At 66.6% G+C, this 18,470-nt stretch carries 16 protein-coding genes; 12 read left to right on the top strand and 4 right to left on the bottom strand.

Annotated elements, in window-relative coordinates; translation table 11 throughout:
- Positions 1-5 precede the first annotated feature (5 nt).
- A complete protein-coding gene (locus tag U1739_RS18975) occupies positions 6-944 on the top strand; it encodes a DUF4198 domain-containing protein (RefSeq protein ID WP_332710166.1) in 939 nt (312 codons plus the stop codon).
- A 2-nt stretch (positions 945-946) separates the two neighbouring features.
- On the top strand, positions 947-1,912 hold the full coding sequence (locus tag U1739_RS18970) for an FAD:protein FMN transferase (RefSeq protein WP_332710165.1): 966 nt from the start codon (positions 947-949) through the stop codon (positions 1,910-1,912).
- A 131-nt stretch (positions 1,913-2,043) separates the two neighbouring features.
- Here the strand turns inward: U1739_RS18970 and U1739_RS18965 are convergent, their stop codons facing one another.
- Genes U1739_RS18965 through U1739_RS18955 form a run of 3 tightly spaced genes read right to left on the bottom strand, consistent with a single transcriptional unit; the run spans position 2,044 to position 6,241 of the window.
- Entirely contained in the window at positions 2,044-3,441 is a 1,398-nt protein-coding gene (locus U1739_RS18965) for an efflux transporter outer membrane subunit (RefSeq protein WP_332710164.1), read from the bottom strand.
- Positions 3,438-4,592 (bottom strand): HlyD family secretion protein, encoded by a 1,155-nt coding sequence (locus U1739_RS18960; RefSeq protein WP_332710163.1) that lies wholly within the window; start codon positions 4,590-4,592, stop codon positions 3,438-3,440. The genes U1739_RS18965 and U1739_RS18960 overlap by 4 nt, the downstream gene beginning before the upstream one ends.
- 2 nt (positions 4,593-4,594) lie before the next feature.
- A complete protein-coding gene (locus U1739_RS18955) occupies positions 4,595-6,241 on the bottom strand; it encodes an MFS transporter (protein ID WP_332710162.1) in 1,647 nt (548 codons plus the stop codon).
- Between the two features lie 166 nt (positions 6,242-6,407).
- Here U1739_RS18955 and U1739_RS18950 point away from each other — a divergent pair, with 166 nt between their 5' ends.
- Positions 6,408-7,481, top strand: coding sequence for an SDR family oxidoreductase (locus tag U1739_RS18950; RefSeq protein ID WP_332710161.1), 1,074 nt, complete (start codon positions 6,408-6,410; stop codon positions 7,479-7,481).
- On the top strand, positions 7,478-8,455 hold the full coding sequence (locus U1739_RS18945) for an SDR family oxidoreductase (RefSeq protein ID WP_332710160.1): 978 nt from the start codon (positions 7,478-7,480) through the stop codon (positions 8,453-8,455). The genes U1739_RS18950 and U1739_RS18945 overlap by 4 nt, the downstream gene beginning before the upstream one ends.
- A 118-nt stretch (positions 8,456-8,573) precedes the next feature.
- Here the strand turns inward: U1739_RS18945 and U1739_RS18940 are convergent, their stop codons facing one another.
- Positions 8,574-9,896 (bottom strand): MFS transporter, encoded by a 1,323-nt coding sequence (locus U1739_RS18940; RefSeq protein WP_332710159.1) that lies wholly within the window; start codon positions 9,894-9,896, stop codon positions 8,574-8,576.
- Between the two features lie 276 nt (positions 9,897-10,172).
- On the opposite strand from U1739_RS18940, the gene cyoA reads away from it, so the two are divergent.
- From cyoA to U1739_RS18900, 8 genes are all read left to right on the top strand, one after another.
- Entirely contained in the window at positions 10,173-11,210 is a 1,038-nt protein-coding gene (gene cyoA / locus U1739_RS18935; protein ID WP_332710158.1) for a ubiquinol oxidase subunit II, read from the top strand.
- Positions 11,211-11,221: 11 nt separating this feature from the next.
- Positions 11,222-13,228 carry a cytochrome o ubiquinol oxidase subunit I gene (gene cyoB, locus U1739_RS18930; protein ID WP_332710157.1) on the top strand — a complete coding sequence of 669 codons (2,007 nt, stop codon included), beginning with the start codon at positions 11,222-11,224 and terminating at the stop codon, positions 13,226-13,228.
- On the top strand, positions 13,225-13,848 hold the full coding sequence (gene cyoC / locus U1739_RS18925) for a cytochrome o ubiquinol oxidase subunit III (RefSeq protein ID WP_332710156.1): 624 nt from the start codon (positions 13,225-13,227) through the stop codon (positions 13,846-13,848). Before cyoB ends, cyoC begins: the two co-directional genes overlap by 4 nt.
- On the top strand, positions 13,845-14,246 hold the full coding sequence (gene cyoD / locus U1739_RS18920) for a cytochrome o ubiquinol oxidase subunit IV (protein WP_332710155.1): 402 nt from the start codon (positions 13,845-13,847) through the stop codon (positions 14,244-14,246). The genes cyoC and cyoD overlap by 4 nt, the downstream gene beginning before the upstream one ends.
- A complete protein-coding gene (locus tag U1739_RS18915; RefSeq protein ID WP_332710154.1) occupies positions 14,246-15,073 on the top strand; it encodes an SURF1 family protein in 828 nt (275 codons plus the stop codon). Before cyoD ends, U1739_RS18915 begins: the two co-directional genes overlap by 1 nt.
- Positions 15,070-16,374, top strand: a complete 1,305-nt coding sequence (locus U1739_RS18910) for an ATP-binding protein (RefSeq protein WP_332710153.1) — start codon at positions 15,070-15,072, stop codon at positions 16,372-16,374. Before U1739_RS18915 ends, U1739_RS18910 begins: the two co-directional genes overlap by 4 nt.
- Positions 16,367-16,897, top strand: a complete 531-nt coding sequence (locus U1739_RS18905) for a response regulator transcription factor (RefSeq protein WP_332710152.1) — start codon at positions 16,367-16,369, stop codon at positions 16,895-16,897. Before U1739_RS18910 ends, U1739_RS18905 begins: the two co-directional genes overlap by 8 nt.
- A 131-nt stretch (positions 16,898-17,028) precedes the next feature.
- A complete protein-coding gene (locus tag U1739_RS18900) occupies positions 17,029-17,808 on the top strand; it encodes an SDR family NAD(P)-dependent oxidoreductase (protein WP_332710151.1) in 780 nt (259 codons plus the stop codon).
- Positions 17,809-18,470: the final 662 nt, after the last annotated feature.

The following is an 18,470-nucleotide window of genomic DNA, read 5'->3' as shown; positions in this document are numbered from 1 at the left end:
AGATCATGACTCCCTTCACTCGCCATCTGCTCACCGCCGCCGCTCTGCTGTCGATCCCCGCCGGTCTCTCGGCGCACCGCATGTGGCTATTGCCCTCGGGCACGACCTTTTCCGGGACGACCAGCTGGGTAACGGTGGACGCCGCCATCTCCAACGATCTGTTCTTCCTCGATCACCAGCCCGGTCGGCTGGAAGGGATCAAGGTGTGGCAGCCCGACGGCAGCCCGGGCGAGCTGAAGAACGGCGCCACCGGCCGCTATCGCTCGACGTTCGATGTGCAGCTCGACAAGCCCGGCACGTGGAAGATCGGATCGGAAATGTCCGGCGTGTCGGGCAGCTTCAAGATCGGCGGCGTCGAGAAGCGCGTCGGCGGCCGGCGCGGTCCGCCCCCCGGCGCGGGCGGCCCCGGCGCGGGTGGCGGTGCGGGTCAGTTTGTGGGCGGCCCCGGCGGTGGGCGTCCAGCGCCCGGCGCGGCGGGTGGCCAGCCCGGCGCGATGCGCGAGCCGCCGCTGACCGTCGCCGATATCCCGGCAGGAGCGACCGACGTGAAGCTGACCGAGTTGCTCAGCCGTAACGAGATTTATGTCACCGCCGGTGAACCGACGACGATGGTGTTCAAGCCGACCAACAAGGGGCTGGAGTTCGCACCCGTCACCCACCCGAGCGAACTGGTCTCAGGCGAAGCGGCGAAATTTCGCTTCCTGATCGACGGCAAGCCCGCCGCCGGCCTGAAGGTCAGCGTGATTCCCGGCGGCAAGCGCTACCGCGACGCGGAAGGCGGCATGGAGCTGACTACCGGTGCCGACGGGCTGCTCACCGTCACTTGGCCGACCGCCGGCATGTACTGGCTCAACGCCAACGCCACCGACAGCAAGACCAGCACGCCGCGCGCGACCGAACGGCGCATGGCCTATTCGACCACGCTCGAAGTGATGGCGCCCTGACCATGCGGATTGCGCTGCCGCCGGCGATCGACGGCAGCGCCTTTGCGGAGCACGACCCGACTGCGCCGATCGTCACGCTGGAGGGGCTGACGATGGGGACGACGTGGCGCGTGCTGCTGGTCGGGGGGCGACGGTTCGACGCGGCGGCGGTGCGCGCGGCGATCGTCGCGCGGCTGGGCGCGATCGTCGCCGAGATGAGCCATTGGGAAACGAGCTCGCTGCTGTCGCGATTCAACCGCGCGGCGGCGGGCAGCTGGACGGTGCTACCGCCCGATTTCGCGCAGGTCATGGCCGCGGGGCTGCGCATCGCGGCAGTGACCGGTGGGGCGTTCGATCCGGCGGTGGGGCGGCTGGTCGATCTGTGGGGTTTTGGGCCGCCGGGACCGATGCCGCCGCCCGACGCGGCGGCGATCGAGGCTGCGCGTGCGGCATCCGGCTGGCAGAAGCTCGCGTTCGATCCTGCGGCGCGCCGGTTGCGTCAGCCGGGTGGGGTAGCGCTCGATCTGTCGGGCATCGCCAAGGGCTTTGCCGTCGATGCGGTGGCGCAGCTGTTGCGCGACGGCGGCATGCGCCATGGCTTGGTCGAGATTGGCGGGGAGCTGGCCGGGTTCGGCATTCGCCCGGATGGCGAGCCGTGGTGGGTCGATCTCGAGACGCCACCGGGGATGGATGTGGCGCCGTTGCGGGTCGCGCTGCATGGCTTGGCGGTGGCGACGTCGGGAGATTATCGGCGCGGGGCGCATAACCTCGATCCGCGGTCCGGACGGCCGGCGGATCTGGGGGTGGTGTCGGTCAGTGTGGTACATAACAATGCCATGGAGGCGGATGCCTGGGCAACGGCGCTGACCGTGCTGGGCCCGGATGCTGGAATTGCGGCGGCGGAGGCGGCGGGGATTGCCGCGCGGATCGTGGGTGGTGGCGGGGAAGAGCGGCTTTCCGTAGCGCTGAGGGCGATGATCGAGGAGTGAGCAACGGTAAACCCACCGTTCTCCTGCGAAAGCAGGAGCCCAGGGTACCGCACGCAGCGCTCGTGGCCCTGGGCCCCTGCTTTCGCAGGGGAACGTGAAGTTACCGGTGCCAAGCTAGTCCAGGGTGGCGGTTAGGGAATTGCCCGCACCGCCCCAACCACATCCTCCGCCGACCAACCACCCCCCATCGACTGGTACAGCGCCACATAATTGGTCAGCCGATCGGTCCGCGTCTGGACCAGCGACAGTTCCGCGGTGAGCAAGCTACGCTGCGCATCGAGCTGCTCGAGATAGCCCGAATAGCCCGCACGATAGCGGTTCGACGCATTCTGCAGCGCGCCGCGCGCCGCTTCGGTCTGCTGCGCGAGATCGACGGCCTGTTCGCCGGTGCGGCGCACCCCGGCCAGCGCATCGTCGACTTCGCGGAAGGCGGTGAGCGCGGTGCGGCGATAGGCGAAGGCGGCCTGATCGCGCCGCGCCGTCGCGCCCTGCTCTTGCGCGCGCAGGCGACCACCATCGAAGACCGGCGCGAGGATGCTGGCACCAAGCGAGAACAGGCCGACCGGGTTGGCCAAGGCCGTGGACAAGACCACGCCGACCGATCCGGTCAGCGACAGGTTGGGCAGCATCGCCGCGCGCTGGCTGTCGAGCGACCGATCGGCGGCGACCAAAGTCTGCTCGGCCTGGAAGATGTCGGGGCGGCGGCGCAGCAGGTCGCTGGGCAGGCCATCAGGGATCGGCGGCGGGGTCAGCCGGTCGAGCGGCAGGCCGCGCGCGATCGCGCCGGGCACGGTGCCGGTGAGCAGCGACAGCGCATTCTCCTGCCGGCTGATCGCCAATTCGGCGGCGGGGACGAGCTGGGCGGTGGCGCTATATTCGGCCTGCGCCTGGCGATATTCGAGCCGCGACGAATAGCCGGTTTCGTAGCGCCGCCGCGCGATGCGCTGCGCATCGGCGCGCGACGCAAGCGTCGCCCGGGCGATCGACAGGCGCTGATCCAGCGCACGCAGCGTGATGTAGCCGCTGGCCGCGCTGGCCGCAGTGGCGAGCCGCACCGTGTCGCGCGCGCCCTCACCGGCGAGCAATTGCGCGCGCGCCGCGCGGGAGGCGAGGCGCAGGCGGCCGAACAGATCGAGATCGTAGCTCGCGCTGAGCGACGGCTGTGTGCCGATCGCGCGGCTTGGCAGGCCGAAGGGGCTGAGCGTCTGGCCCTGCGTCTCAGGCAAGGTGCCGCCGACCTGCGGCGATAGCTGCGCCCGTGCGAGTGCCTCCGCCGCGCGCGCTTCCTCGACCCGGCCGGCGGCGATCTGGATGTCGATATTGTTGGCCAGCGCGCGCTCGACCAGGGCGGTGAGCGCAGGGTCGCCGAAGCCCTGCCACCAATCCGCCCGCACCGGTCGACCGCCAGGCAATTGCGTGCGCCATCCGGCCGGCGGCGCGACCGCCGCCGCCACGGGCGCATCGGCGCGCTTGCCTGGCAAGGTGCAGCCGGGCAGCGCCACGGCAAGCAGGAAGGCGGCGCGCTTCACCGGATTGCCGGCGACGAGGAAGCATCGACTCGCGCCTGGACCGACATGCCCGGGCGCAACCGGGCGGCCAATTTCTGGCCCGGCGTGATGCGGATGCGCACCGCGATGCGCTGCGGCACTTTGGTGAAATTGCCCGTCGCATTGTCCGATTTGAGCACCGCGAACTCGCTGCCGGTGGCGGGCGAGATGCGCTCGATCCGCCCCTGGATCCGCGCATTGCCGAGCGCATCGACGGTAAAGCTGGCCGGCTGGCCGACCTCGATGCGCGCGGTCTGCGCTTCCTTGAAATTGGCGATCACCCACACGTCGGCGGGGACGAGGAACATCAGTTGCGAACCGGCCGTGACATATTGCCCGGCGCGCACGCCGATCTCGCTCAGCCGCCCGGCTTCGGGCGCACGCACTACCGTGTTGGCGAGATCGATCTGGGCGAGCTTGAGCGCCGCGTCCGCGCCGGACACGCCAGCCTGCTGTCCGCCGCGCCCGACCTGGACGGTGCGGATATCCTGCCGCGCAATCTCGCGCGCGGCCCTGGCCTGGGCCACGCCGGCCTGCGCCTGGCGCAGCGCCGCCAGCGTCTGATCACGCTCCCGCAAGCTGACCGAGCCATCGGTGACGAGATCGTTGACGCGGTTGATATCGGCCTGCGCGCGCATCAGCTGCGCTTGGGCGTTCTGCACCGCGGCGTCCTGCGCCTGCAGGCTGGCGGCGCGGCTGGCGGCCAGCTGACGGCTGTTGGCGAGCGTCGCCGCCTGCGCCGACAGCGCCGCCTGCGCCTGTTCGACGCGCTGCGCATAGATGCGCTGGTCGATGACGATCAGCGGCTGGCCCGGCCGTACCGTCTCGAAATCACGCACCAAGACGCGCGTGACATAGCCCGACACCTGCGGCGCGATCACCGTCACGCGGCCGCGGACATAGGCATTGTCGGTCGATTCACTGGCCGAAGTGAACGGCCATAGCCGCCACGACGCCAGCACGGCGAGGATCCCGGCCAGGGCGAGCAGCACGATGACCACCGCCCCCGCCGTCGACAAGGCGGGGGGTGCCCAACCGGATCCGGCCGGTGCGGCTGGGGCGCCCGCCTGCTGCTCGGCCAGCTTCTCGTCGCTCATCGGGGTGGCGGAAACGGGGGTACGCGCATCGGTCATGATCAAGCCTCTCGCCGCGCACGGAGCGTGCGGCGTATCAGAAGGAAGGCGAGATAGGCGAAGGTGAGCGCTGCCAGCAAGGCGACAAGGCGAAACACATCGTTATACGCCAGCACATTGGCCTCGCGCGCCACCGTCTGCGACAGCAACGCGCCGCCCTCCGCCGTGCGCAGCGCGGGATCGCCAATTACGCGCGCCACGCCCCCGGCCCCGGCCTGCAAGCGCGCCTGGACCTGCGGGTCGGTCGGGTTGATCGCCTGGACCAGCGCCGCGCTATTGGCCTTCTCGCGCACCACTTGATAGGTGCCGAGCAAGGCCGATCCGGCCAGCCCGCCGATCGAATTGACGATGCCGAACAAGGCCAGGAAGCTGATGATATGCCCGCTGCCCTGCTGCAGCGCGCGGGTCAGCCCGAACAGCAAGGCCGGCCCGAGAAAGAAGGCGGCGGAAAAGGCGATCACCGCCTGCGTGGCATAAAGTTCGGGCGCACGGGTGAGACTGGTGGCATGTGAATCGGCGTAAGCCGCGATGGCCACCAGGCCGATCGCCAGCATCACCGAATGCGTCAGCTTCTCGACATTGATCGTCGCCGCACTGGCGGCGATGCCGGCCACGGTGGCGGCGAAGATGATCAGGAAGAAGGTGATCAGCTGATCGTTATTCTGCCCCAGCACGGTAAGCAGTCCGACCGCGCCGAACGTTTGCTCCGACAGCACGATCCGCGCCATCACCGTCACCACCGCGAAGCGCAGGATGTCGGCGCTGGCCAGCCAGCGCGTGTTGAGCAACGGATTGGCGCGGCCATGTTCGATCAGCAGCGCGCCGGCGAGCATCGGGATCGCGGCGAGCAACGCCCAGCCGATCCACGCGCTTTCCGTCCACCACACGATCCGCCCCAACCCGAGCACCGCGGCGAACAAGGCCATCGATGCGGCGAACAACAGGAAGGTGACGAAATCGAGCGCCTCAAAGGCCTTTTTCCGTATCGTCGGCGGCAGGCGGAAGGCAAGCACCGCGGCGAGGCTCAGCGTCGCCAGCCCGAGCTCAAATAGATACAATGTGCGCCATTGGCTCATGGCGAGCAATTCGGGCGAGAAGAGCCGCGCCAGCGGCGTCGCCGAAGCGGGGATGCCGATCCCCACCACCACCGCGCGCAGCCGCCATTCCGGCTTGAACGACTGCATCAGGTAATACAGCGCCAGGCTGCTGAGCGGCGCGCCGGCCATGCCGCTGGCCGCGCGCACCAGCACCGCCGACCAGAAATCCTGCACGAACAGATGCGCGAAGGTGAACAGCACGTAGAGCGTCAGGAAGATGATCGCGAACGGGCGCAGCCCGAATTGCTGGCGGAACTTGATCAGCAGCAGATTGATGCTGACATTGGTCATCACATAAACGGTCGGCAACCACGCGATCTGCGCCGGATCGAGCCCCAGCGCACCGCCGAGCGAGGTCGTGTTGGCGGCGATCAGCGCGTTGCCGAACCCGCCGGTCAGCCCGACCAGCACGCCGATCAGCGCATAAGCGATTCTCCGTCGCCCGGGATGCGCCGGGGCGCCCGGCGACCCCGGCATGGCGGGCGCTTCATGCGGCGCGAACGCCCATTCTTCTTCCGCCAGGAATTTGCGCAGCCGCGCGACGATCGCCATGCGCGATCCTTAGGCCGATATCGGCGCGCCGTCATGCCCGGTAATCGGCTTCCTCCGCAATCGGCCACGGCACTGTGCGGCACAGCGAAATCAACACCTTACTACCCCCGTAATGACTATATTCGGCGCGCTGCGGCGACATTTCGGGCGGCGGCGCGTTTGGCCCGTGAACATCCCGACAGGACCAGCCGATGCCGATACCGATAGCATTTCCGCGCCGCGCCGCCTGATGGCCGTGACACTGAAGCCATTGGCCGATCAGGTCATGCTGATCACCGGCGCTAGTTCCGGCATCGGCCTGGTCACGGCGCGCGCCGCGGCGCGCCAGGGCGCCAGCGTGATGCTCGTTGCGCGGGGCGAGACCGCGCTGCGCGCGGCAGCCGAGCAACTGACCAGCGAAGGGCTGAAGGCCGGCTTCGCGGTTGCCGACGTGCGCTCGACCGAGGATCTGCGTGCCGCCGCCGCGGCGACGGTGACGCAGTTCGGGCGGATCGACAGCTGGGTCAATTGTGCCGGCGTCGCGCTGTACGCCAAGTTGGTCGACACGCCCGAGGACGAGCACCAGCAACTGTTCCAGACCAATTATTTCGGCGTGGTCCACGGTTCGCTCGTCGCGCTCGAGCATCTGCGGGAGCAGGGCGGCGCGCTGATCACGGTCGGCTCGATCGTCGGCGACATCCCTGCGCCGATCATGGGCGCTTATGCGGCATCGAAGCACGCGGTGAAGGGCTTTATCGAGTCGCTCCGTATCGAGATCAACGCCGATCGGCTACCGATTGCCGTCACGTTGATCAAGCCGGCGGGAATCGACACGCCGATCGCCGCCCACGCCGCCAACCATCAGGAAGGCGCGGCGTTGCTGCCACCGCCGCTCTACGCCCCCGATCTGGTCGCCGACGCGATCCTCGAGGCGGCGGTCACGCCGCGACTGTCGATCACGGTCGGCGGGATCGGCCGCGCGCAGGTGCTGTTCGGCACGCATTTTCCCGGTCTGCTGGCCAAGTTCGGCGGGCTGATGATGCCGCTCCTGTCCGATCCCAAGCAGGCCAAGACGCCGGGGCACAATCTCGATCACCCGATTGCCGGCGGCCGCGAACGGTCGGCCGATCAGCACGGCCGCACCGTCAGCCTCTACGCCCTCGCCCGCCAGCCGGCCGCACAGATCGCCTTGGCCGCCGCGCTCGGCCTCGGCGCCGCCGCCGTGGTGCGCCGCCACCAGACCAAAGGAGACCCCAGATGACCGACCATAGCAGCCGCCGCGATGTCCTGAAGGGCAGCGCGCTGGCCGGCGCCGCGCTCGCCGCAGCCCCCGTTCTTGCTCAGGGAGCCCGTCCGACGATGACCGATCCGCAATCCAAATATCCCACCGAACCATTCAAGGAGCAGCCGCAGAAATGGCCGGCGCTGCAGCGCGAGATGAAACCGGTGCCCGATTCGGGCGAGGCGAGCTATCGCGGATCGGGCAAGTTGCAGGGCATGAAGGCGCTGGTCACCGGCGGTGATTCAGGCATTGGCCGCGCCGCGGTGATCGCCTTTTCGCGCGAGGGCGCGGATGTGGCGATCAACTATTATCCCACCGAAGAGCCCGATGCGCAGGACGTCGCCAAGTTGCTGCGCGGCGAGGGCCGCAAGGTCGTGCTCATCCCCGGCGATCTCACGGACGAAAAGTTCTGCGAAAAGCTCATCGCGCGCGCCAACAAGGAATTGGGCAGGCTCGATATCCTCGTCAACAACGCCGCCTACCAGCAATCCAAGGCGTCGATCGCCGAGATCACCTCCGAACAGTTCGATCGCACGATGAAGACCAACGTCTATGCCACCTTCTGGCTGAGCAAGGCGGCCGCACCGCTGATGAAACCGGGATCGTCGATCATCAACACCGCCTCGGTCAACTCGTTCAACCCGGGCGAGGAACTGCTCGATTACGCCACCACCAAGGGCGCCATCGAGATCTTCACCAAGGGGCTGGCCAAGCAGCTCGCCAAACAGGGTATCCGCGTCAACGCGGTGGCACCCGGCCCGGTATGGACGCCATTGCAGGTCGCCGGCGGGCAGCTGCCGGGCAAGCTCGGGGAATTCGGACAGGATACCCCGCTGGGCCGCGCCGGGCAGCCGGCGGAGTTGGCCTCGCTCTACGTGACGCTGGCCGATCCGGGCACGAGCTTCACCACCGGCAGCGTGTTTGGCGCGAATGGCGGGACCGGCTCCGTTTGATTGCCAACCGTTCCCCTGCGAAAGCAGGGGCCCAGAGTACCAAGCGCAACGCTCGTGACCCTGGGCTCCTGCTTCCGCAGGAGCACTGCCGGAAGGCGCACCTCCCAGCAGCCATCCGTTACGAAATGCGCTTGCCCAATTCCTTGTTCACGCCGAGCGCGATCAGCGTGCCCAGGGCGCCGGACAGCAGATAGGCGCCCGCAGCGAGCAGCCCGAACTCGCTCGCCAGCACCAACGCCACGAGCGGCGCGAAGCCCGCGCCGACCAGCCACGCCAGATCCGAAGTCAGCGCCGCGCCGGTATAGCGCCGCGCGCTGGCGAAATTGGCCGCCACGGCACCCGACGACTGGCCGAACGCCAGCCCGAGCAGGATGAAGCCGGTGACCATGAACACGACCTCGCCGAGATCGCCGCCGTTGAGCATCTGCGGCGCAAAGCCGCTGAACACGGCGATGCCCGCGGCCGAGGCGCCGAGCAGGAAGCGCCGCCCGACCCGGTCGGCGATCAGCCCGGAGGCGATCACCGCGACCGTGCCGACGATCCCGCCGATGATCTCGATCACCAGGAAGCGTGCCGCATCTTCCTTGGTGAAAAGCACCACCCAGGATAGCGGGAACACCGTGACCATGTGGAACAAGGCGAAGCTCGCCAGCGGGGCGAACGCGCCGATCACGATGTTGCGCCAATCGCTGCGCAGCGTGTCCATCACGCGCGACGGCTCGAGCTCCTTGCTCTCGAACAAGGCGGTATAGTCCGGCGTCGTCACCATCCGCAGCCGCGCGAACAACGCCACGACGTTGATCGCAAAGGCAACGAAGAAGGGATAGCGCCAGCCCCAATCAAGGAAATCGGCGGTCGACAGCGACGAGACGAAGAAAGCGAACAAGGCGCTCGCTACGATCAGCCCGAGCGGCGCGCCCAATTGCGGGATCATGGCATACCAGCCGCGCTTGTTTTCCGGCGCGTTGAGCGCAAGCAGCGAGGCGAGACCATCCCATTGCCCGCCGAGCGCCACGCCCTGGCCGATGCGGAACAGCGCCAGCAGGATCGCCGACCAGGCGCCGATCGTCTCGTAGCCGGGTAGGAACGCCACCGCCACGGTGGAGATGCCGAGCAGGAACAAGGCGATGGTCAGCTTGGTGCCGCGGCCGAGCAGTTCATCGATGCGCAGGAAGATGAGCGAGCCGATTGGCCGCGCGACGAACGCCAGCGCGAAGATCGCGAACGAATAGAAGGTGCCGGTGAGCCGGTCGACATAGGGAAAGACCAGGGCCGGGAACACCAGCACCGAGGCGATGGCATAGACGAAGAAATCGAAGAATTCCGACGTGCGGCCGATGATCACGCCGATCGCGATCTCGCTCGGCGCAACATCGCCATGCCGTGCGTTGATCGCGCGGGCGTCGCGTTCGGCGCCATGGGAGGCAGTGTGGGCGGTCATCATACGTTTCCTGGGCGCGGGTCGGTCATGGTCCCTGCTATGCCCTACCATGCCTGCGGCGGGGATTGGACAAAATGTCCAATGTCGCAGTGCAGCATTAAAGGCTAGGTCGCGATCATGCCTGGCACCCGACTCACCCCCGATCGTCCCACACTGGATCGTCACCCCGGACTTGTTCCGGGGACCACGGCGCCGCACGCCCTGCGCGCTGAGCAGGACACGCGTCGAAAGCCGCAGGGTGGACCCCGGAACAAGTCCGGGGTGACGGGTTTCGTTATGGGGCTCGCTCCCCTCGCTTTGCTCGCCGGCTGCAACACCGTGGTGCTCAACCCGGCCGGGGATGTCGCGTTGCAGCAGGGCAATTTGGTGATCTTCGCCACCGTGCTGATGCTGGTGATCGTGGTGCCGGTGATCTTTCTCGTCTGCCTGTTCGCGTGGCGCTACCGCGCTAGCAACGAGGAAGCGACCTATTCGCCCGACTGGGACCATTCGACGCAGCTCGAGCTGCTGATCTGGGCGGCGCCGCTGCTGATCATCATCTGCCTCGGCGCAGTGACCTGGACCGCGACGCATCTGCTCGATCCGTATCGCCCGATCGGGCGCATCGCCAAGGGCCGTCCGGTTCCCGCCAACACCAAGCCGCTCGACGTGCAGGTCGTGGCACTCGATTGGAAATGGCTGTTCATCTATCCCGAATACGGCATCGCCACGGTCAACGAACTGGCCGCGCCGGTCGATCGCCCGATCCGCTTTAGCATCACCGCCTCGTCGGTGATGAACGCCTTCTACGTGCCCGATCTGGCGGGGATGATCTATGCCATGCCGTCGATGGAGACCAAGCTCCACGCGGTGATCAACAAGCCGGGCAATTATGCCGGCTTCTCGTCCAACTATAGCGGCGCGGGCTTCTCGGGCATGCGCTTCCGCTTCCATGCGCTCGACAATGCCGGCTTCGCCGCCTGGGTGGCGCGGAACAAGGCGGCCAGCCTGCCCCTGTCGCGCAACAATTACCTCAAGCTCGAAAAGCCCAGCGAGAACACGCCGGTGATCCGCTTCGCTGCGGTCGCGCCGGGCCTGTTCGATGCCGTGGTCAACCAGTGCGTGCGTCCGGGTACGACCTGCATGTCTGCTATGATGCAGCACGACAAGGGCGATAGCGCGGCGATGAAGCATCTGCCGGGCAAGGGCAGCCCCGCCACCGCCAAGCCGGAGGAAGCGCTGACCGGGGGCGACGCCGGCGAAGCACCGACCAAGAATCCGAAGGACGTGCAGCAGCGCAGCAATGCCTCACCGTCCAACCCGACCACGCTGTGAACGGCCAGATCATGCAGACCACCACCCACCCCGCCATCAGCCCGATCCTGGGCCGCTTCACGCTCGAATCGCTGCCGCTGCACGAACCGATCGTGGTCGGCACGTTTGTCGTCGTCGCCTTGGGCGGCCTCGCGCTGCTGGCGGCGCTGACCTATTTCAAGCTGTGGAGCTATCTCTGGAAGGAGTGGTTCACCACGGTCGACCACAAGCGCATCGGCATCATGTACATGATCCTGGGCATCGTCATGCTGCTGCGGGGCTTTTCCGACGCGATCATGATGCGCGCGCAGCAGGCCATGGCGTTCGGCAACGAAGGCTATCTCAACGCACACCATTACGACCAGGTGTTCACCGCGCACGGCGTGATCATGATCTTCTTCGTCGCCATGCCGATCGTCACCGGGCTGATGAACTATGTCGTGCCGCTGCAGATCGGCGCGCGCGACGTGTCCTTTCCGTTCCTCAACAATTTCAGCTTCTGGATGACCGCCAGCGGCGCCGTCACCGTGATGATGAGCCTGTTCGTCGGCGAATTCGCGCAGACCGGCTGGCTGGCCATGCCGCCGCTCTCGGGCATCGGCTTCAGCCCGGGGGTGGGCGTGGATTATTACATCTGGTCGCTGCAGATCGCCGGCGTCGGCACCTTGCTGTCGGGCGTCAATCTGATCTGCACGATCGTCAAGATGCGCGCGCCTGGCATGAGCATGATGAAGATGCCGATCTTCTGCTGGACCGCTTTGTGCACCAACATCCTGATCGTCGCCGCCTTCCCGGTGCTGACCGCCGTGCTCGCACTGCTCAGCCTCGATCGCTACGCCGACACCGCGTTCTTCACGAACACGCTCGGCGGCAACCCGATGATGTACGTCAACCTGATCTGGATCTGGGGTCACCCGGAGGTCTACATCCTGATCCTGCCGATGTTCGGCGTGTTCAGCGAAGTGACTTCGACCTTCTCGGGCAAGCGCCTGTTCGGCTATACCTCGATGGTCTACGCGACCTGCGTCATCACGTTGCTCGCCTATCTCGTCTGGCTGCACCACTTCTTCACCATGGGCTCGGGCGCGAGCGTCAATTCGTTCTTCGGCATCACCACGATGATCATCTCGATCCCGACCGGCGCCAAGATCTTCAACTGGCTGTTCACCATGTATCGCGGCCGCATCCGCTTCGAGCTGCCGATGATGTGGACGATCGCGTTCATGATCACCTTCACGCTGGGCGGGATGACCGGCGTGCTGCTCGCCGTGCCGCCGGCCGATTTCGTGCTGCACAATTCGCTGTTCCTGGTGGCCCATTTCCACAATGTGATCATCGGTGGCGTGCTGTTCGGTGCCTTCGCGGCGATCAATTATTGGTGGCCCAAGGCGTTCGGCTTCACGCTCAACCAGTTCTGGGGCAAGGTGTCGTTCTGGCTGTGGGTCAGCGGCTTCTATTTCGCCTTCGTGCCGCTCTACGTGCTCGGCCTGATGGGCGTGACGCGGCGGCTGCGCACGTTCGACGATCCGTCCTACCAGATCTGGTTCATCATCGCCGCGTTCGGCGCCTTCCTGGTCGCGCTCGGCATCGCCGCCATGCTGATCCAGTTCGCGGTCAGCATCCGCGATCGCAAGAAGCTGGTCGATGTGACCGGCGATCCGTGGAACGGCCGCACGCTGGAATGGGCGACCTCGTCGCCGCCGCCGGATTACAACTTCGCCTTCACGCCGATCGTGCATGACGGCGATGCCTGGGCGGACATGAAGGCGCGCGGCTATCTGCGCCCGACCACCGGCTTCAAGGACATCCACATGCCGAGCAACACCGGCACCGGCGTGATCCTCGGCGCGCTGAGCACCGCCTTCTCGGTTGGCATGATCTGGTACGTGTGGTGGCTGGCTGGCCTGAGCTTTATCGGCATCCTCGCCGTCGCGATCGGCCACACCTTCAACTATAAGCGCGATTACCATATTCCGGCGGCGGAGGTGATCGAGCAGGAAGACGCGCGCACCGCCGCGCTGGCAGGAGCGGCAGCATGAGCGCCCAGATAGCCGAATACGATCGCGACCTGTTCCACCCGGACGAGGAACCGCATCACGCCGAGGGGTCGAGCACGATGCTCGGCTTCTGGATCTACCTGATGAGCGATTGCCTGATCTTCGCGATGCTGTTCGCGACGTACGGCGTGCTCGGCACGAGCTATGCCGGCGGCCCGGGGCCGAAGGAATTGTTCGAACTGCCGCTGGTCGCGCTCAACACCTCGATGCTGCTCTTCTCGTCTATCACTTATGGCTTCGCCATGCTCAACATGACCGAGGGCAAGCAGCGCGGTACGCTGGTCTGGCTGGCGATCACCGGGCTGTTCGGCGCGGCGTTCCTGGGCATCGAACTGTACGAATTCTCGACGCTGATCCATGAAGGCGCGACGCCGCAGCGCAGCGCGTTCCTGTCGTCCTTCTTCACGCTGGTCGGCACGCACGGGCTGCACGTCACGTTCGGCATTATCTGGCTGGTTACGTTGATGGTGCAGGTGATGCGCAAGGGTCTCATTCCTGCCAATCGCCGCCGCTTGATGTGCCTCAGCCTGTTCTGGCACTTTCTCGACGTGATCTGGATCGGCGTCTTCACCTTCGTTTATCTGATGGGAATGCTGCGATGAGCGCTGTGAGCCATGGTTACGATCATCCTGAACATGCGCATCAGGATCTCACCAACGACGACGAGGAAGCGCACGGTTCGCGCAAGGGCTATTGGATCGGCTTCGTGCTGGCCGCCGTGCTCACCGCCATCCCGTTCTGGCTGGTGATGACCAATCCGTTGTCGAACCAGGCGACGGCGCTGATCATCATGGCCTTCGCCGCGGTGCAGATCGTCGTGCACATGATCTTCTTCCTGCACATGAACCGCCGCGCCGAGGGTGGCTGGTCGATGATGGCCTTGCTATTCACGATCGTCATCGTGGGCATCTCGCTCGCCGGGTCGCTGTGGGTGATGTACCATATGAACGCCAACATGATGCCGGCGCAGAACATGCAGGATATGGGCGGCATGGGGTGATGCGCGCCGCCGCCCGTGCTGCACTGGGGGTGTTGTGGATCGCGGCGATCGCCGGGCTGCTGGCGCTTGGCACGTGGCAAATTCAGCGGCGGGCATGGAAGCTCGATCTGATCGCGCGGGTGGATGCGGGGCTGAAGGCGGCCCCAGTAAGTGCGCCGGCAACGGCCGGGCCGGCAGATGCCTATCGCCGCGTCACCGCCAGTGGCACCTTCCTCTCCGGCCAGGATAGCTTCGTCCAGGCCTCCACCGTGCAGGGCCCGGGCTGGTGGGTGATGACGCCGTTGCGGGTGGATGCTGCCCTCCCTCCTGGCCGGTTCCCCGGCGAAGGCCGGGGCCCAGCAGCGAAGACGGATGTAACGAAGCGCAGCGCCAACCCATCATCGTCTCCCGACTGGGCCCCGGCGTCCGCCGGGGAAGCGATTACGGAAGGGAAGCGCTTCCGAACCATCCTGATCAACCGCGGCTACGTCGCCGAACGTCGCGCACCACCGCCCCCCTCCACACCCGTCACCATCACCGGCCTGCTGCGCCTCACCGAACCCGGCGGCGGCTTCCTGCGCAGCAACGACCCCCAAGCCGATCACTGGTATTCGCGCGACGTCGCCGCCATCGCCAAGCGCCAGCGCCTGACCAACGTCGCCCCCTATTTCATCGACGCCGACGCCACGCGCAACGCGCCCGGCCAGCCCGTCGGCGGGCTCACCATCGTCCGCTTTTCCAACACCCATCTGGTCTATGCCGTCACCTGGTTCGCGCTCGCGCTGATGACCGCCGCCGGCTTCTATTACTGGATCACGCTGCTCCGTCGTCGCGGCCGCCCGGCATGATCCGCGCGCTGCCGGGACGTGGCGGGGAGACGGGCGCCGCCGGCCACGACAATATGGCCCAGCTCGTCCAGTTGCGCTGGCTGGCGGTGGCCGGGCAGCTCGCCACCATCCTGCTGACCCATTTCGTGTTCGACATCCGCCTGCCGCTGCTCCCGATGCTGGGCGTGCTCGCCGCCTTGGTGGTGCTCAACATCGCCAGTATCGGGCTGCTCAAGCGCGCCCGGCCGATCACCAATGCCGAGCTGTTTATCGGCCTGCTGCTCGATGTCCTCGCCCTGTCAGCACAACTCTATTTCAGCGGCGGCGCGACCAATCCCTTCGTCTCGCTCTTCCTGCTCCAGGTGGTGCTCGGATCGGTGCTGCTCGATCGCTGGTCGAGCTGGACGATCGTCGCCGCGACCAGCCTGACCTTCGCTTTGCTCACCGCCTTTTACCACCCGATCGTGCTGCCCCCCGGTTTTGGCGACACCTTGTTCGCGCTGCACGTCCAGGGTCTGTTTGCCTGTTTCGCGCTGGTCGCGGTGCTGCTGGTGATGTTCGTCACGCGCATCAACGGCAATCTGCGCGCGCAGGACGCCAATCTCGCCGAAATCCGCCGCCAGGCGGTGGAGGAGGAGCATATCGTGCGCATCGGCATGCTGGCCTCGGGCGCGGCGCACGAACTGGGCACGCCGCTCTCCTCGCTATCGGTAATCCTGGGCGATTGGCGCCGCAACAAGGTGGTCGCGCGCCATCCCGAACTGGTCCGCGACGTCGAGGACATGCAGGCCGAGATCCAGCGCTGCAAGGCGATCGTCACCTCGATCCTGCTCTCGTCGGGCGATGCGCGCGGCGAGGAATCGGCCGCGACGACGGTGCGCACCCTGCTCGACCGGGTGATCGCCGATTGGTGCGCGGCGCGCGATTTCGGCAATGCCGTCTATGCCGACCAGTTCGGCCGCGACGTGCCGATCGCGTCCGACGTCGTGCTGCAGCAAGCCGTGTTCAACCTGCTCGACAATGCCGCCGAAGTCTCGCCCGGCGCGATCCATATCGGCCTCGCGCGCGGCGATGACGCGCTGGTGCTGACCGTGCGCGACGAAGGCCCCGGCTTCGCCGAAGAGCAGCTCGCCAATCTGGGCAAGCCGTATAACAGCAGCAAGCCGGAGCTTGGCCGCGGGCTCGGCCTGTTCCTGGTCGGCAATGTCGCGCGCACGCTCGGCGGCACGCTCGCCGTGCGCAATCTGCACAAGGGCGCGGAAGTCACGCTGCGTTTGCCGCTCGCGCCGCTGCGGCTCGCCGAGGAGGAAGAGGATGGCTAAGCCGCTGCTGCTGATCGTCGAGGACGACGCCACGTTCGCGCGCACGCTGCAGCGCTCGTTCGAGCGGCGCGACTATGAGGTGATCCTCGCCGACGGCCCGGCCGAGCTCCCGGCGTTGCTGGCCCGGCGCACCCCGGATTATGCCGTGGTCGATCTCAAGCTCGCGCAAGCCTCCGGCCTGACCTGTGTCGAGGCGCTGCACGCGCACGATGCCAAGACGATCATCATCGTGCTGACCGGCTATGCCAGCATCGCCACCGCGGTGCAGTCGATCAAATTGGGCGCGACCTCCTATCTCGCCAAGCCCGCCAATACCGACGATATCGAACGCGCCTTCGGCATGACCGTGGGCGATACCGACGTGCCGATCGGCGCGCGGCCGACCTCGATCAAGACGATCGAATGGGAACGCATCAACGAGATGCTGGCGGAAACCGGGTTCAACGTATCGGAAACCGCGCGGCGCCTCGGCATGCACCGCCGCACGCTGGCGCGGAAGCTGGAAAAAAAGCCCATCGTCTGACCGCCGTCCAGGGACTGCCGGCCGCCCGTTTGGCGGCGACAGATCGCGGGCTTGGCAATGCGCGATAATTGCCATAACTAATGTTCTGTAGCGAGATCGAACGATCCGCCGGGACAACGAACGGAGAGAGAATGGATATCGCAACTAGCGCCGCTGTCGTCACGGGCGGCGCATCGGGCCTCGGCGCGGCGACCGCGCGTTTGCTGGCATCCAAGGGCGCCAAGGTCGCGATCTTCGATCTGCAGGAGGAAAAGGGCGCGGCGCTGGCCGCCGAGATCGGCGGCATCTTCTGCACGGTCGATGTCACGTCCGACGACAGCGTCGATGCCGGCTTCGCCAAGGCGCGCGCGGCGCATGGCCAGGAACGCATCCTGGTCAATTGCGCCGGCACCGGCACTGCCGTGAAGACCGCCAGCCGCTCGAAGCAGGACGGCTCGATCAAGCATTTCCCGCTCGAGGCGTTCAACTGGCTCATCCAGATCAACCTGGTCGGCACGTTCCGCTGCATCGCCAAATCGGCCGCCGGCATGTTGACGCTCGAGCCCGACGCGGAGGGCGAGCGCGGCGCGATCGTCAACACCGCCAGCGCCGCGGCGGAGGACGGGCAGATCGGCCAGGCGGCCTATTCCGCCTCCAAGGCCGGGGTGGTCGGCATGACCCTGCCGATCGCGCGCGACCTGATGGGCGAGGGCATTCGCGTCAACACGATCCTGCCGGGCATTTTCGACACGCCGTTGCTGGCCGCCGCGCCGCAGCCGGTGCGCGACGCGCTCGCCGCCTCGGTGCCGTTCCCCAAGCGGCTCGGCCGGCCGAACGAATTCGCGCAGCTTGCCCTCACCATGATCGAGTGCGGCTATTTCAACGGCGAGGACGTGCGTCTCGACGGTGCGATCCGGATGGCGCCGCGCTGAGCGATACGCTCGCGCGAAGCGCCTGGCGGGACGGTGGCTGGGGGGCGCCGTCCCGTCGAACTATGGTGAGCTTGCGCTGAAAAATGAGGCGCGCAGGGGGCTCCGCACTTAAGCCCCTCCCCTTCAGGGGAGGGGCTTATACTCGTGCTTGACTCATGCGGCGAATGACCGCTGTCGCCCAGTTGCGGACATTCGCGCCATCTGGGATGCTGACGCTGATGACGGCTACGGACCACGAATGGAGTTTATGCAATCCGGGGCCGGACACGCTTCGTGTATGGCTTGAGCCGTGGTGTGACGAGTTCGCGGTCCCCGTCAGATCGGCCATTACTCTGACGACGTCAGGCAATGCCGAACCTCGCGGAATAGGCGAGATTGAGTGGAGTCCGGGCTATCTCATAGTGTGGGCAAGCGGGCCTACGGTGGCCGTATCCATTGATGATGTTGTCCAAAAATCCGGCTCGGCGATAATCCCAATCCCGGACGGCTTGAACAAGCATATGCTCAATGTCGTCTTTGCCGATCAGCCTGCCGCACGCCTCGGCGGCGGGCCTTCACACGGTGTCGGCACGACGTCTATTTGGCAGCGCGTAAAGGGCCTGTTCGGACGGTGACTTCACATTTTTGCGGACGAAGCAGGCCCATCTCCAGAGCTTCGCCAA

The organism is Parasphingomonas puruogangriensis (assembly GCF_036663635.1).
In the GTDB taxonomy this organism is placed as follows: domain Bacteria; phylum Pseudomonadota; class Alphaproteobacteria; order Sphingomonadales; family Sphingomonadaceae; genus Sphingomonas.
Note: the sequence above shows the minus strand (reverse complement) of the source record. Positions and strands in the feature narration are given on the sequence as shown.

What these genes read in the sequence shown, in the direction of transcription:
- U1739_RS18975 (WP_332710166.1), top strand. Translation starts at nt 6, where the DNA reads ATGACTCCCTTCACTCGCCATCTGCTCACCGCCGCCGCTCTGCTGTCG.
- U1739_RS18970 (WP_332710165.1), top strand. Translation starts at nt 947, where the DNA reads ATGCGGATTGCGCTGCCGCCGGCGATCGACGGCAGCGCCTTTGCGGAG.
- U1739_RS18960 (WP_332710163.1), bottom strand. Translation starts at nt 4,592, where the DNA reads ATGACCGATGCGCGTACCCCCGTTTCCGCCACCCCGATGAGCGACGAG.
- U1739_RS18955 (WP_332710162.1), bottom strand. Translation starts at nt 6,241, where the DNA reads ATGGCGATCGTCGCGCGGCTGCGCAAATTCCTGGCGGAAGAAGAATGG.
- U1739_RS18945 (WP_332710160.1), top strand. Translation starts at nt 7,478, where the DNA reads ATGACCGACCATAGCAGCCGCCGCGATGTCCTGAAGGGCAGCGCGCTG.
- U1739_RS18940 (WP_332710159.1), bottom strand. Translation starts at nt 9,896, where the DNA reads ATGACCGCCCACACTGCCTCCCATGGCGCCGAACGCGACGCCCGCGCG.
- cyoA (WP_332710158.1), top strand. Translation starts at nt 10,173, where the DNA reads ATGGGGCTCGCTCCCCTCGCTTTGCTCGCCGGCTGCAACACCGTGGTG.
- cyoB (WP_332710157.1), top strand. Translation starts at nt 11,222, where the DNA reads ATGCAGACCACCACCCACCCCGCCATCAGCCCGATCCTGGGCCGCTTC.
- cyoC (WP_332710156.1), top strand. Translation starts at nt 13,225, where the DNA reads ATGAGCGCCCAGATAGCCGAATACGATCGCGACCTGTTCCACCCGGAC.
- cyoD (WP_332710155.1), top strand. Translation starts at nt 13,845, where the DNA reads ATGAGCGCTGTGAGCCATGGTTACGATCATCCTGAACATGCGCATCAG.
- U1739_RS18915 (WP_332710154.1), top strand. Translation starts at nt 14,246, where the DNA reads ATGCGCGCCGCCGCCCGTGCTGCACTGGGGGTGTTGTGGATCGCGGCG.
- U1739_RS18910 (WP_332710153.1), top strand. Translation starts at nt 15,070, where the DNA reads ATGATCCGCGCGCTGCCGGGACGTGGCGGGGAGACGGGCGCCGCCGGC.
- U1739_RS18905 (WP_332710152.1), top strand. Translation starts at nt 16,367, where the DNA reads ATGGCTAAGCCGCTGCTGCTGATCGTCGAGGACGACGCCACGTTCGCG.
- U1739_RS18900 (WP_332710151.1), top strand. Translation starts at nt 17,029, where the DNA reads ATGGATATCGCAACTAGCGCCGCTGTCGTCACGGGCGGCGCATCGGGC.